The following is a 14399-nucleotide window of genomic DNA, read 5'->3' on the forward strand; positions in this document are numbered from 1 at the left end:
GTGCGCGGCGAACGAGGCACATCAGGCTGAACCGGTGCAAGCTGGGGAAGGTCGAACGGCGGTGGATCCAGGCCGAAGGTCGGTCCGAGCATTCCGGGTGTCGTGAGAGACTGGTCTAGACAACCGTAAGAACCTGAAGGGCATCACCATGGCAGAGCGCCGCGTCAACGTCGGCTGGGCCGAGGGCCTGCACGCTCGTCCCGCCTCGATCTTCGTCCGGGCGACGACCGCTTCCGGCGTCCCGGTGACCATCGCGAAGGCGGGCGGCGACCCCGTCAACGCCGCTTCCATGCTGGCGGTCCTGGGCCTGGGCGCCCAGGGCGGCGAGGAGATCGTCCTCGCGTCCGAGGCCGAGGGCGCGGAGGCGGCGCTGGACCGCCTGGCGAAGCTCGTCGCCGAGGGCCTCGAGGAGCTCCCGGAGACGGTCTGACCCCGTCCCCGGCCCTTCGGGTCGTCTCTGCGCGGCGAAGCCGCGGCCCCGGACCGGCGGGCGCCGCGGCTTCGTCGTTTTCCGGGCCCGCATTTCGGCCACATAAATCATCCGGCCAGAAGCTTGGCCGGCCCCAGGAATTGTCCGGCCAGGGGCTTGCCCGGCCCCGGGAATTGTCCGGCCACCCGCACATTCACGTCACCGGCGCAGCGGTATTCCGACTCCGCACCCCCGGGCACCGAAAAGGCGCCACAAAGGGACCGGAACACCTTTTGTATACGGCTTCTGTTAATGCCGGCCGCTCGCCGTGTTTACGGCAGGTTGCGAAGTCCTCACTCGTGGATCCCGCAGCCGATGGGATCCGGCCGCGCGTTCCACGTGCAGTCCGGTCAGCGCCCGGGCGCGCTCGGCGTCGCCCCGGGCCACCGCGTCCACGATCGCGCCGTGCTCCGCCCAGGAGTCGGCCGGCCGGGCCGGGGTCCGCACCACGTACATCCAGGCGATCTTGTGCCGGGTCTGGGTCAACACGGAGATCAGCCCGGGGCTTGCGGACGCCTGGGCCAGCGTCTCGTGGAACCAGCCGCCCAGGGCGCGCAGGTCCTCTCCCCGCCCGCTCCTGGCCCGTTCCTGGCCCAGCCGGACCAGGCCCCGCAGCACCTTGAGGTGGCCCTCGGTGCGCCTGCGGGCGGCCCTGGCCGCGGCGAGCGGTTCCAGGAGCGCCCGTAGCTCCAGCAGGTCCGCCGCTTCCTGCTCGGTGGGCTCGGCGACGCAGGCTCCCGCATGCCGGCGGGTGGTGACGAATCCTTCCGCCTCAAGGGTGCGCAGCGCCTCGCGGACGGGGACGCGCGAGACCCCGTACCGGCGGGCGAGCACCTCCTCGGTCAGCCTGCCGCCCGGCTCGAAGACGCCGGAGACGATGTCGTCACGAATTGCGGTGCATACCGCGTGCGCAGGAATACGCAAGACCGGACTCCGCTCTCATTCCGACTGCCGGCTACCGGCGTTGCCGCCACGACCGTACTGCGACTCTATTGCAACACACGAGGATTTCCGAGGACGGCGGGAAATACGAAACATTTGCCGGGTGGGCGGAGGGGCGCCACAGCAGGCGGGAGACACGGAAGGCCCCGGCTCGGTGAGCCGGGGCCTTCTACGCAAGCGGTGTGCGGTGCGGTGGGACGGTCAGACGCTGACGCCGTGCGAGCGCAGGTACGCCACCGGGTCGATGTCCGTGCCGTACGTGGCGCCGGTACGGGCCTCGAAGTGCAGGTGCGGGCCGCTGGAGTTGCCCGTGGAGCCCGAGAGGCCGATCTGCTGGCCGGGGGTGACCTGCTCGCCGACGGAGACGCTCAGCGAGGACATGTGTCCGTACTGGGTGTAGGTGCCGTCGTTGTGCTTGATGACCACGTTGTTGCCGTACGCGCCACCCCAGCCGGCCTCGACGACGGTGCCCGCGCCCACGGCGTGGACGGTGGTGCCGGAGGCGGCGTGGAAGTCGATGCCCGTGTGGCTGCCGGAGGACCACATGCCGCCGCCCGCCTTGTACTGCGTGCTGACGTACGAGCCGTCGACCGGGGCGACGAAGGTGTTGAGGCGCTTGCGCTCCTCCTCGCGGGCGGCACGCTCGGCGGCGTCACGCTCGGCCTTGGCCTTGGCCTCCGCGAGGCGCTTGGCCTCGGCGGCGCGGGTCTTGGCCTCGGCTTCGGCCTGCGCCTTGGCGGCGGCGGCCTCGGCGGCGCGGTGCTGGGACTCGGCCTGGGTGTGGATCTCGTTCTGGAGGTCTTCGGCGACGACCACGGCGCCGAGGCCGGTGTCCTCGATCGAGGGGGCTGCGGCCTTGTCCGCGGCGAACGCGGGGCCCGCCAGGGTGCCGACGACGCCGGTGGTGGCGAGGGCGGCTATGCCGGCGTAACCGGCGGTCTTGCGGCTCAGACGACTGGAACCACGGTGCTTACCGGCGGCACGACTGCCAAACGCCATGAAGGGGTTGATCCTTTCCTTCCCTCTCGCCTACCGGGTTAGCTGACGGGTTCGGAGCAGGAAGGTCTCCTACGGGCCCCTCTTGCGAGGTGGTCCGATTCACCCCAGGGACACATGTGGGTCCCCGGCTCCCCAGGCTCGCGCCTGACGGGGACTCGGCGATCGCTGTCCGGTGCCGCGGGTGCGGCGGGCACAACTGACGGACAGCACGGCCGACGCTAGGCGGATCATCAGTCAATCGCCAAACAGACACGCCCTTTTGTTACCTACGCCACAGCACATACGATCAACCACACCACCAAACAGGCCAAAAAGGGACTCCGGCGGACAAGCCGCCGGAGTCCCCTGCACCAATCAGGCGTGTCGTCCCGTCAGTTGGTGACGACGGTGACCTCACCGATCCCGAGGGCCCGGACGGGCTCCTCGATCTGCGCCGCGTCGCCGACCAGGACCGTGACCAGCCGGTCCACCGGGAACGCGGCGACGGCGGCCGAAGTCGCCTCCACCGTGCCGGTCGCGGCGAGCTGCGCGTACAGCCGCGCCTGGTAGTCGTCCGGGAGTTCCTGCTCGACCTGGTCGGCCAGCGTGCCCGCGACCGAGGCGGCCGTCTCGAACTTCAGCGGGGCCACGCCCACCAAGTTCTGCACCGCGACGTCCCGTTCCGCGTCGGTCAGGCCGCCCTGCGCGAGGGTGCGCAGAACCGTCCACAGGTCGTCCAGCGCCGGACCGGTGTTGGGCGTGTCCACCGAGCCGCTGATGGCGAGCATCGAGGCGCCCTTGCCGTCCGCGGTGGAACGCAGCACCTGGGCGAAGGCGCGCACCCCGTAGGTGTACCCCTTCTCCTCGCGCAGCACCTTGTCCAGGCGGGAGGTGAGGGTTCCGCCCAGGCAGTACGTGCCGAGCACCTGGGCCGCCCAGACGCGGTCGTGCCGGTCCGGGCCGATGCGGCCGATGAGCAGCTGCGTCTGGACCGCGCCGGGCCGGTCCACGATGACCACGCGGCCGGTGTCGTCGGCGGTCACCGGGGGCACGGGCAGCGGCTCGGCGCTGCCGCCGGTCCAGCCGCCCAGGGTGTCCGCGAGGACCGCGTCGAGGTCGATGCCGGTCAGGTCGCCGACGACCACCGCGGTGGCGGTGGAGGGGCGCACGTGGGCCTCGTAGAAGGCGCGTACGGCCGCGGAGTCGATCCGGGACACCGTCTCCTCGGTGCCCTGGCGGGGGCGGGACATCCGCAGGGTGCCCGGGAAGAGCTCCTTGGAGAGCTCCTTGGCGGCGCGGCGCTGCGGGTTGGCCAGCTCGTGCGGGATCTCGTCGAGCCGGTTGCGCACCAGCCGGTCGACCTCGCCGTCCGCGAAGGCGGGGGCGCGCAGCGCCTCGGCGACCAGGCCGAGGGCCTTCGCCAGGCGGGAGGCCGGGACCTCCAGGGAGACCCGGATGCCCGGGTGGTCGGCGTGCGCGTCGAGCGTGGCGCCGCAGCGCTCCAGCTCGGCGGCGAACTCCTCGGCGGAGTGCTTGTCGGTGCCCTCCGACAGGGCGCGGGCCATGATGGTGGCCACGCCGTCGAGGCCCTCGGGCTCCGCGTCCAGCGGGGCGGCGAGGTTGATCTCGACGGCGATGACCTGCTGGCCCGGGCGGTGGCAGCGCAGCAGGGTCAGGCCGTTGGGCAGCGCCCCGCGCTCGGGGGCCGGGAAGGCCCACGGCTTGGCCTCGCCGGCCTGCGGCTGCGGGTGGAGGGTCATCGTGACGGCTGCGGTGTCGCTCACTGCTCCGCCCCTTCGTTCTCGGTCTCGTCGGTCTCGTCGGACTCCGCAGAGAGCGGCTCGTACACGAGCACCGCGCGGTTGTCGGGGCGCAGCCGGGCCGCGGCCACGGCCTGCACTTCCTCGGCGGTGACGTCGAGGACGCGCCGGACGGCGGTCAGGGCGAGCTGCGGGTCGCCGAACAGGACCGCGTAACGGCACAGTTCGTCGGCGCGGCCGGCCACCGTGCTCAGCCGGTCCAGCCACTCGCGCTCCAGCTGCGCCTGGGCGCGCTCCATCTCCTCGGCCGTCGGGCCCTCGGCGGCGAACCGCGCGAGTTCCTCGTCGACCGCCGCCTCGATGGCGGGCACCTCGACCCCGCTGGAGGTCTTCACGTCCAGCCAGCCCAGGGAGGGCGCGCCCGCGAGCCGCAGCAGGCCGAAGCCCGCGGCGACGGCGCTCTGGTCGCGCCGGACCAGGCGGTTGTGGAGGCGGGAGGACTCGCCGCCACCCAGGATGGTCAGCGCCACGTCGGCGGCGTCGCACTCGCGGGTTCCGTCGTGCGGGAGCCGGTAGGCCGCCATCAGCGCGCGGGCCGGAACCTCCTCGACGATCTCCTCGCGGAGCTGGCCGCCCATGACCTCGGGCAGCGAGCCGTCGCGCGGCGACTGCTTGCCGTCGTGGGCGGGGATGGTGCCGAAGTACTTCTCGATCCAGGCGAGCGTCTGCTCGGGGTCGATGTCGCCGACCACCGACAGGACGGCGTTGTTGGGCGCGTAGTACGTGCGGAAGAACGCGCGGGCGTCTTCGAGCGACGCGGCGTCCAGGTCGGCCATCGAGCCGATGGGCGTGTGGTGGTACGGGTGGCCCTCCGGGTAGGCGAGGGCGGTCAGCTTCTCGAACGCCGTGCCGTACGGGACGTTGTCGTACCGCTGGCGGCGCTCGTTCTTGACGACATCGCGCTGGTTCTCCATGGACTCCTCGTCCAGGGCGGCCAGCAGCGAGCCCATGCGGTCCGCTTCCAGCCACAGCGCGAGCTCCAGCTGGTGGGCGGGCATCGTCTCGAAGTAGTTGGTGCGCTCGAAGCTGGTGGTGCCGTTGAGCGAACCGCCGGCGCCCTGGACGAGCTCGAAGTGCCCGTTGCCCGGTACGCTCGCCGAGCCCTGGAACATCAGGTGCTCGAAGAGGTGAGCCAGACCGGTGCGGCCCTTGACTTCGTGGCGGGAGCCGACGTCGTACCAGAGGCAGACGGCGGCGACCGGAGTCAGGTGATCCTCGGAAAGCACCACGCGCAGGCCGTTGGCCAGCCGGTGCTCGGTCGCTGTCAGGCCGCCGGAGCCGGCCTGAGCTGTGGCCGTGTGACCCATGGGCATGTGGTCCCTTCGATCGCGATGCAGAGATTTCTGTCAGACCTGCCACTGTATGCAAGCGCGTCGGCAACCGGAGAAGTTCCCGGGTTACCTCCCCCGGGGGCACCTTCCGGGGGGACCCCCAGGGTCGGGGTCGGCGTTGTCGGTGCCACGGGCCACAATGGTCCGCGTCGGCGTCGACACGGGGCGAAACGGCCGGATCCCCGGCCGGACCGCCAGACTCGACCCTGCCAGACCGGACAGCCAGACCAGACAGACCGCCAGACCGCACCGCAAGACCACACCGCCAGACCCCGAGTACACCCTTTCTTTCTTGGTTAAGGAGCCGCGCAGCGATGGCCCGCCGCAGCACGAAGACCCCGCCGCCGGAGGATTTCGAGGAGAAGATCCTCGACATCGACGTCGTCGACGAAATGCAGGGCTCCTTCCTCGAGTACGCGTACTCGGTGATCTACTCCCGCGCCCTGCCGGACGCCCGCGACGGCATGAAGCCGGTGCACCGGCGCATCGTCTACCAGATGAACGAGATGGGCCTGCGCCCCGACCGCGGCTATGTGAAGTGCGCCCGTGTCGTGGGCGAGGTCATGGGCAAGCTGCACCCGCACGGTGACGCGTCGATCTACGACGCCCTCGTGCGCATGGCACAGCCCTTCTCGATGCGGCTGCCGCTCGTCGACGGCCACGGCAACTTCGGTTCGCTCGGCAACGACGACCCGCCGGCCGCCATGCGTTACACCGAGTGCAAGATGGCCGACGCCACGTCACTGATGACGGAGTCGATCGACGAGGACACGGTCGACTTCGCCGCCAACTACGACGGCCAGGAGCGCGAGCCGGTGGCGCTGCCCGCCGCCTACCCGAACCTGCTGGTCAACGGCGCCTCCGGGATCGCGGTCGGCATGGCCACCAACATGCCCCCGCACAACCTCGGCGAGGTCATCGCGGCCGCCCGCCACTTGATCCGCTACCCGCAGGCGGACCTGGAGGCGCTGATGCGCTTCGTGCCGGGCCCCGACCTGCCGACCGGCGGACGGATCGTGGGCCTGTCCGGCATCAAGGACGCCTACGAGAACGGCCGCGGGACGTTCAAGATCCGCGCGACGGTGGCCGTGGAGAACGTCACCGCCCGCCGCAAGGGCCTGGTCGTCACCGAACTGCCCTTCACGGTCGGCCCCGAGAAGGTCATCGCGAAGATCAAGGACCTGGTCGGTTCGAAGAAGCTCCAGGGCATCGCCGACGTCAAGGACCTCACCGACCGCTCGCACGGCCTGCGCCTGGTCATCGAGATCAAGAACGGTTTCCACCCGGAGGCCGTGCTGGAACAGCTCTACAAGCTGACGCCGATGGAGGAGTCCTTCGGCATCAACAACGTCGCGCTGGTCGACGGACAGCCGCTGACCCTCGGCCTCAAGGAGCTGCTGGAGGTCTACCTCGACCACCGCTTCGAGGTCGTCCGCCGGCGCAGCGAGTTCCGCCGGGGCAAGCGGCGCGACCGCCTGCACCTGGTCGAGGGCCTGCTGGTGGCCCTCATCGACATCGACGAGGTCATCCGGATCATCCGGGACAGCGACAACTCCGCGCAGGCCAAGGAACGGCTGATCGAGCGGTTCTCCCTGAGCGAGATCCAGACCCAGTACATCCTGGACACCCCGCTGCGCCGGCTCACCCGCTTCGACCGGATCGAGCTGGAGTCCGAGCGTGACCGGCTGAACGGCGAGATCGACGAGCTGACCGGGATCCTGGACTCCGACAGCGAGCTGCGCAAGCTGGTCTCCTCCGAACTCGCCGCAGTCGCGAAGAAGTTCTCCACCGAGCGGCGTACGGTCCTGCTGGAGTCGGGGGCCGCGGCGGTCGGGGCGGTCCCGCTGGAAGTCGCGGACGACCCCTGCCACGTGCTGCTGTCCTCGACGGGCCTGCTGGCGCGGACGGTGACCGCCGAGCCGCTGCCGCTGGAGGAGGACGGCCCCCGCGCGAAGCACGACCTGATCGTCTCGCAGGTCAGCGCGACGGCCCGGGCCGAGGTCGGCGTGGTCACCTCCTACGGGCGGCTGCTGCGGCTGTCGGTGATCGACCTGCCGCAGCTGCCGGACACCCACACCGCGCCGAACCTGGCGGGGGGCGCCCCGGTCGCCGAGTTCCTCTCGGGCCTGGAGGCGGACGAGCAGGTGGCCTGCCTGCTGTCGCTGGACGAGTCCTCGCAGGGCTTGGCTCTGGGCACCGAGCAGGGCGTGGTCAAGCGGGTCGTGCCGGACTATCCGGCCAACAAGGACGAGCTGGAGGTCATCACCCTCAAGGAGGGTGACCGGATCGTCGGCGCGGTCGAGCTGCGCACCGGCGAGGAGGACCTGGTCTTCATCACCGACGACGCCCAGCTGCTGCGCTACCCGGCGGGCCAGGTACGTCCCCAGGGCCGCCCGGCGGGCGGTATGGCGGGCATCAAGCTCTCCGAAGGCGCCAAGGTCATTCACTTCTCGGCGGTGGACCCGGCACGCGACGCCATGGTGTTCACCGTGGCGGGCTCCCACGGGACGCTGGACGACTCGGTGCTCTCCGGGAAGCTGACCCCGTTCGACCAGTACCCGCGCAAGGGCAGGGCCACCGGCGGCGTGCGCTGCCAGCGGTTCCTCAAGGGCGAGGACGTGCTGACGCTGGCCTGGGCGGGCAACGCCCCGGTCCGCGCGGCGGCGGCCAATGGCGCCCCGGCCGCGCTGCCGACGGTCGACCCGCGACGTGACGGCTCCGGCACGGCGCTGCCCGCCGCCGTCGCGGCGTTGGCGGGAGGCCCGCTGTAGGACGCAGGACGGCATTCGAGTGGTGCGACCCGGGGGACGTACCACCCGAATGCCGACTAGTGTTTTCCCTTCGGGTGCGGGTGGGGGGAGCTACAGCTGATGAGCCGTCGAGCGAGCAGCGGACTGATCGGGGTCTGGGCGGAGGCGCAGCGCCAGCAGCAGCGAAGTCAGGTGATCCGGCAACGCGAGGCCGAGCGTCGGCAGCGAGCCTACGAACGTGAGGCCGCGAGAGGTCAGCGGGAGCAGCAGGCCGCCTACAAGCAGCACCGGGAGGCCGAGGCGCGACGCCTGACCGAGGCCCTCGACGCTCAATTGGCCGCTTTGCAGGGGCTGCTTGCCGCCGGCTGCCGCGCACCGGCGTTCCGCATGGCCGCCCTGGTGCGCTCGGAGCAGCTCGAACCCTTCAATCCGGGCGCGCTGGCGCAGCCCCTGCCGATGCCGCACCTCCAGCAGTTCCAGCACCAGAGCAGCGGCTGGACGCTCGGCTCGGGCCGGCGCGCACAGGCGGAGCGCGAGGCACACGACCGGTACACCCAGGCGTGGCAGGCCGCCCATGCCGCGGAGCAGCAGCGGCAACGGCAACTGGCCGCGTACCGGCAGCAGTACGACGAGTGGGCGGCCGCGCAACTGGTAGGGATCCGCGCGCACAACAACGGCCTCGGCGAACTGGCCGCCGCCCTGCGGGCCGGTGACAGCGAAGCCGCAGTCGAGTACTTCTCGGCCGCCCTGTACGCATCCGCGGCCTGGCCCGAGAACCTGCCCCGGCAGGTGTCCGCCGCGTACGACCCGGCGGCCCGGCAGTTGGTGCTCGACTGGGAGCTGCCGCGCTTCGAGGTGGTACCGCAGACCAAGGCCGTCCGCTACGTGCCCAGCACGGACCAGGACAAGGAGACCGCCCGCCCCGTCACGCAACGGCGGGCGCTGTACCGGGACCTGCTGGCCCAGTGTGTGCTGCTCGTGCTGCGCGAGCTGTACGCGGCGGACGAGTTCGGCGCCCTGGACTCGGTGGTCGTCAACGGGTTCGTGGACGACCACGATCCGGTGACGGGACGGGAGGCGCAGATCGTCCTGGCCACCGTGCGGGCCGAGCGCGAGGCCTTCGCCGGACTGCGCCTGGAGCAGGTGAGCGCGGTGGACTGCCTGCTCGACGGGCTGGGCGGGCAGCTGTCGGCCCGGCCGGACCAGCTTGCGGCGGTGCGGCCCGGGCGCAGGCCCGGCGAGGTCGGTGGCGTCGTCAGCCACGGCGGGCACGCGGGCGGCGGTGAGGAGGAGCCCGACCTGTTCACGATGGACCCGATCGCCTTCGAGAACCTGGTCGCCGAGCTGTTCCGGGCGATGGGCATGGAAGCGGTGACGACGCAGCGGTCTGGCGACGGCGGCGTCGACGTGGAGGCGCTGGACCCGGCGCCGATCCGGGGCGGGCGGATCGTCGTCCAGGTCAAGCGCTACCGCAACACGGTCCCGCCGACGGCGGTGCGGGACCTGTACGGCACGGTCCAGGACAGGGGGGCGAACAAGGGGGTGCTGGTCACCACCGCGTCCTTCGGGCCGGGGTCGTACACCTTTGCCAACGGCAAGCCCCTGGAGTTGGTTCCCGGGGCCGAGCTGGTGGCGCTGCTGCACCAGCACGGGCTGCGGGGCCGCCTGGGCGACGGCGGCCGCCCGGCGGGGGCGGCGGAGCGCGGTGCGGCCACCCCGACGCCCGCGCCTGCGGCCGCCCCGGCCCCGTACAACGTCCTCGGCATGTCATGGTCGGGCAGCGTCGCGCTGGACGTCTGCGCGCTGGTCTGCGAGGGCGGCCGGGTGCTGAGCGAAGACCACTTCGTCTTCTTCAACAATCTCCAGACACCTGACGGTTCCGTACGGTCCGCAGCGCACACGGCGCCCGACAAAGCGGCCGTCGAGGTCGACTTCGACGCTCTGCCGGAGCGCGCCGACCGTCTGGTGCTCGTCGCCGCGATCGACCCGGAGGTCAATCCGGACGCCGATCTCACGGGCTTCGCCGAAGCCCGGATCCGGCTCCTCGACTCCGCCGGGCATGAACTCGACCAGCTGGAGGTATCCGACGGACGACCCGGCGAGACCGCCCTGGTCCTCGGCTCCTTCCGCCGCCGCCCGGACGGCGACTGGAAGTTCGTGATCGGCGGAAAGGGCTACCGGGGCGGCCTGGAGGACCTCCTCGGCGACTTCGGCATCGAGGTCGCCTGAGCCCGGCCGGGCGGCGGTCTAGTACTCCGGCTCCTCCATGAAAGGGGCGTCGGCCACGGCGTCCTCGTCCCGGACTTCCGGGACGGGCCGGGCGACGTACCGCAGCACGCCCCACATGCTCTCGGGGCTCACCTGCCGCGGCTGCGGCTCTCGGCACGCCTCCAGATCGCGGAGCAGGCCGGCGCCGTCCATGTCGGAGCCGATCAGGACCAGCTGCGTCAGCCGTGCCTCGCCCCGCCCCCAGGGGGCGGTGGCGAAGCGGAGGAAGCGGCCCACCGCCTGGACCTCGTAGCGTTCCTCGTGCCCGGGGACGCCGAAGTCGACGAAGCCCTTGATGCGGTAGAGACCGGCCGGCCGGCGGTCGAGGAAGTCGATGAACCGGCGCGGGTGCATCGCCTGCTCCGATACGAACTCCACGCTCTCGTACCCGGCGTGGACGTGTCCGGCGTGGTCTTCCCCGTCGTCGGCGGCCTCCCCCGCGAGCAGGTCCTCGAAGGACAGTTGACCCTGCGGCTGGGTCCATGGACGGCGGTCGAAGAGCAGTTCGGGGTCGATGCGCCCGTGGTCGACGGCCACCACCGGGGTGCCGGGCGCGCACAGCGCGGCGAGTTCCGCCTCGATGCGCGCCCGCTCGGCGGCGTCGATCCGGTCGGTCTTGTTCAGGACCACCAGATCGGCGACCCCGAGGTGGCGGTCGGTCTCCGGGTGCCTGGCCCGCGTCGCGTCGAACTCCGCGGCGTCCACCACCTCCACCGTCCCGCCGTACCGGATCAGGGGGTTCTCGCTGGCCATGAGCATCCGGATCAGCTCCTGGGGCTCGGCCAGACCGCTCGCCTCGATGACGATGACGTCGATCCGGTGCGCGGGGGCGGAGAGCTTCTCCAGGTACGCGTCGAGTTCGCTTCCGTCGACCGCGCAGCACAGACAGCCCCCGCCGAGCGAGACCATCGAGTCGCCGAGCTGCCCGGCGACCGCCATCGCGTCGATCTCGATCGCTCCGAAGTCGTTGACGACGACTGCGATGCGCGTGCCGCCCCGGTGGGCGAGGAGATGGTTGAGCAGGGTGGTCTTGCCGGATCCGAGGAATCCGGCGAGGACCACGACGGGGATGGTGGGAGCGTTCCGGTCGGGCTGCCTGGTGGTGGGTGATGTGGGGTGCACCCGGCCGATCGTAGTCAGCCGAGCGCGGGAACCGGCTGGGGCGGGGTGGGACCGCTGTAGCGGGCGGCAGGACGGATGATCTTCGAATCGGCGGCCTGTTCCAGGATGTTCGCGCTCCAGCCGACCACGCGGGCCGCGCAGAACGTGGGGGTGAACATCTCGCGCGGCAGTCCGCACAGTTTCATGACCACGCCCGCGTAGAACTCCACGTTCGTGTGCAGCTCACGGCCCGGCTTGAGCTCGGCGAGGATCTCCTCGACGTGCCGTTCGACCTCGACGGCGAAGTCCACCAGCGGCCCGCCGAACTGCCGGGCGATGTCGCGCAGCATCCGGGAGCGCGGGTCCTCCGTGCGGTACACGGGGTGGCCGAAGCCCATGATCCGGTCCCCGGCGAGCACGCGTTCGCGGATCCACGGATCGATACGGTCCGCCGTGCCGATCGCGTCGAGGGTGTCCAGCGCCCTGCTCGGGGCGCCACCGTGCAACGGCCCGGAGAGTGCCCCGATCGCCCCGGTCAGACAGGCGGCGACGTCGGCGCCGGTGGAGGCGACGACGCGGGCGGTGAAGGTGGAGGCGTTGAAACCGTGGTCGATCGTGGAGATCAGGTACTGCTCGACGGCGCGGGCCTTGGCCGGCTCGGGCTCCTGTCCGGTCAGCATGTAGAGGTAGTTGGCGGCGTACGGGAGGTCGTCGCGCGGGTCCACCGGCTCCAGGCCCTGCCCGAGCCGGTGCAGCGCGGTGAGCAGGGTCGGCACCGCGGCGCAGGCTGCGAGGGCGTCGGCCGCCCGGCGGTCGGGGGTGAGGTCGTAGACGGGCCGGAAGCCGGCGGAGGCGCCGAGCAGGGACAGTGCCGTGCGCAGCCCCGCGAGCGGGCCGGACAGGGCGGTGGCCCGGGCCAGGGCCGGCAGGGCGTCGCGCACCTCGGCGGGGAGACGGCGCAAGGGCGCGATCTCCGCGGCGAAGGCGGCGCGTTCGGCGGCGTCCTCGGGCAGGGCGCCTCGGAACATCAGCTGCCACACGTCCTCGAAGCTGCGGCTCGCGGCGAGCTCGACGGCCGAGTACTGGCGGTAGTGGTAGAAGCCTTCGAGGCCCCGGACATCCCCGAGCTGCGTCTCGGTGACCACAACGCCCGCGAGTCCGCGGGGTACTTCGACGGTGAGGTTCATGGATCGACCATCCAGCATGGATTCGATCCTTGTCAATGTTGATTGAATCAATCTATGTAGGGTGTCTGTCATGAACGAGCAGGCGGACGGCGAGCGACGGCTCACCACCCGGCAAGCGGCGGAAGCACTCGGGGTGAAGCCCGCGACGGTGTACGCCTACGTGAGCCGGGGGCAGCTGACCAGCCGGCGGGACGCGGTCGGACGGGGCAGCAGCTTCGACGCGCGCGAAGTCGAGGCACTGGCCCGGCGCAACCGGCGCGAGGCGGCCGGTCCGGCGGCCGCCTCGGGGGAACTCTCCGTCCGGACCTCCCTCACCCTGATCGAGGACGACCGGTACTACTTCCGCGGCGTGGACGCGGTGGAACTGGCTTCCCGGCACCGCTACGAGGAGGTCGCGGAGTGGCTCTGGACCGGGAAGCCGGCCCCCGGAGCCCGCTTCACCGCGCCACCTGAGGCCCTGGCCGCGGCGCGGCGCTCGGTGGCCGCTCTGCCCGAGCACAGCGGTCCCGTCGACCGGCTCCGGGTGGCGGTCGCCGCCGCAGCCGTGGCGGATCCGCTGCGGTTCGACCTGTCCGAGACCGCCGTACTGGGCTCCGCGCGCTGTCTGATCCCGACGCTGGTCGGGGCGCTGCCCGAGGTGGGGCCCGCCCAGTGGGGCGGCGACACGCGACTGGCCCGGCGGCTGTGGTCCCGGCTCACCCCGCAGGAGCCCGACCCGGACGCCCTGGCCGTGCTGGATCTCGCGCTGGCTCTGCTGGCCGACCACGACCTGGCCGCCTCGACCCTGGCCGTGCGCGTGGCGGCGTCGGCGCGGGCGCACCCGTACGCGGCGGTCTCGGCCGGACTCGGGGCCCTCGAAGGGCCCCTGCACGGAGCCGCCGGACGGCTGGCGCACACGATGCTGGTGGAAGTCCTGGAGCGGGGCGGGGCCGCGCCGGTGGTGGCGGAGTACCTGCGGGCGGGACGCCGGGTACCGGGGCTCGGCCACCGCCTGTACCGGGGCCAGGACCCGCGGGCGGAGGCACTGTTCGCGCGGCTGGAGCAGCTGCCGCAGGCCTCCCGTGCGCTGGGGGCGGCCCGGGACGTGGCCGAGGTGATGGCCCGCCACGGCGGCGGGCTGTACCCCAACGTCGACCTGGCGGTGGCGGTGCTGACGGTGTCGTACGCCATGCCGGCCGAGGCGGGCGAGACGGTGTTCGCGGTGTCCCGGACGGCGGGCTGGATCGCCCACGCCCTGGAGGAGTACCAGGAGCGCCCCCTCCGCATGCGCCCCAGCGGCCACTACACCGGCCCCCGCCCACCCCGCCCCCTCCCCTGACGCGAGGGCACGAGCCGGGACGTGCGGCGCGGCGGGAGGTGTACGACGGCGCGGAGGGGTCGACGGAAGCCGAACCGGCAGCCGTCACCACCGCCGAAGTGGCGGGAGCACCCGGACGGCCCTTACGGGTCGGCCTCTCTTCGGACCGGTGGCACCGACGGCTGCGTCGTCGCCGGAATCCCCCGGACGCGGCCGGCCCTCGGTGTCACGGGCGGCGCCGCGGGCCGGCCGATCA

Annotated in this window: 10 protein-coding genes and 1 riboswitch; of the genes, 4 read left to right on the plus strand and 6 right to left on the minus strand. The window is 72.0% G+C overall.

Going from position 1 to position 14399, the window contains the following annotated elements; all coding sequences use genetic code 11:
• Positions 1 to 148: 148 nt before the first annotated feature.
• The gene (locus IE207_RS23090; RefSeq protein ID WP_079430157.1) at positions 149 to 430 is read left to right on the plus strand and encodes an HPr family phosphocarrier protein; all 282 of its coding nucleotides are present in this window, start codon (positions 149 to 151) and stop codon (positions 428 to 430) included.
• A gap of 288 nt (positions 431 to 718) precedes the next feature.
• Here the strand turns inward: IE207_RS23090 and IE207_RS23095 are convergent, their stop codons facing one another.
• The 4 genes from IE207_RS23095 to IE207_RS23110 form a co-directional block, all read right to left on the minus strand.
• A complete protein-coding gene (locus tag IE207_RS23095) occupies positions 719 to 1393 on the minus strand; it encodes a GntR family transcriptional regulator (RefSeq protein WP_190186188.1) in 675 nt (224 codons plus the stop codon).
• Positions 1394 to 1612: 219 nt separating this feature from the next.
• A complete protein-coding gene (locus tag IE207_RS23100; protein ID WP_190186189.1) occupies positions 1613 to 2410 on the minus strand; it encodes a M23 family metallopeptidase in 798 nt (265 codons plus the stop codon).
• 12 nt (positions 2411 to 2422) lie between these two features.
• Positions 2423 to 2581: riboswitch (cyclic di-AMP (ydaO/yuaA leader) on the minus strand.
• A 200-nt stretch (positions 2582 to 2781) separates the two neighbouring features.
• The gene (locus IE207_RS23105; RefSeq protein ID WP_190186275.1) at positions 2782 to 4149 is read right to left on the minus strand and encodes a M16 family metallopeptidase; all 1368 of its coding nucleotides are present in this window, start codon (positions 4147 to 4149) and stop codon (positions 2782 to 2784) included.
• A gap of 20 nt (positions 4150 to 4169) precedes the next feature.
• Positions 4170 to 5516 carry a M16 family metallopeptidase gene (locus IE207_RS23110; RefSeq protein WP_190186190.1) on the minus strand — a complete coding sequence of 449 codons (1347 nt, stop codon included), beginning with the start codon at positions 5514 to 5516 and terminating at the stop codon, positions 4170 to 4172.
• 338 nt (positions 5517 to 5854) lie between these two features.
• Between IE207_RS23110 and IE207_RS23115 the strand changes: the two genes are divergently transcribed.
• Both IE207_RS23115 and IE207_RS23120 read left to right on the plus strand, forming a co-directional pair.
• On the plus strand, positions 5855 to 8311 hold the full coding sequence (locus IE207_RS23115) for a DNA gyrase/topoisomerase IV subunit A (RefSeq protein ID WP_190186191.1): 2457 nt from the start codon (positions 5855 to 5857) through the stop codon (positions 8309 to 8311).
• A gap of 99 nt (positions 8312 to 8410) precedes the next feature.
• Entirely contained in the window at positions 8411 to 10519 is a 2109-nt protein-coding gene (locus tag IE207_RS23120) for a restriction endonuclease (RefSeq protein WP_190186192.1), read from the plus strand.
• An 18-nt stretch (positions 10520 to 10537) separates the two neighbouring features.
• Here IE207_RS23120 and IE207_RS23125 read toward each other — a convergent pair whose 3' ends face one another.
• Together IE207_RS23125 and IE207_RS23130 are read right to left on the minus strand one after the other, a co-directional pair.
• On the minus strand, positions 10538 to 11680 hold the full coding sequence (locus IE207_RS23125) for a CobW family GTP-binding protein (RefSeq protein ID WP_229873911.1): 1143 nt from the start codon (positions 11678 to 11680) through the stop codon (positions 10538 to 10540).
• 14 nt (positions 11681 to 11694) lie between these two features.
• On the minus strand, positions 11695 to 12846 hold the full coding sequence (locus IE207_RS23130) for a citrate synthase/methylcitrate synthase (protein ID WP_190186277.1): 1152 nt from the start codon (positions 12844 to 12846) through the stop codon (positions 11695 to 11697).
• A 70-nt stretch (positions 12847 to 12916) separates the two neighbouring features.
• Between IE207_RS23130 and IE207_RS23135 the strand changes: the two genes are divergently transcribed.
• Positions 12917 to 14164, plus strand: coding sequence for a citrate synthase (locus tag IE207_RS23135; RefSeq protein WP_190186193.1), 1248 nt, complete (start codon positions 12917 to 12919; stop codon positions 14162 to 14164).
• Positions 14165 to 14399 lie beyond the last annotated feature (235 nt).

The sequence above is a fragment of the Streptomyces cirratus genome (assembly GCF_014650775.1).
GTDB lineage: Bacteria > Actinomycetota > Actinomycetes > Streptomycetales > Streptomycetaceae > Streptomyces > Streptomyces cirratus.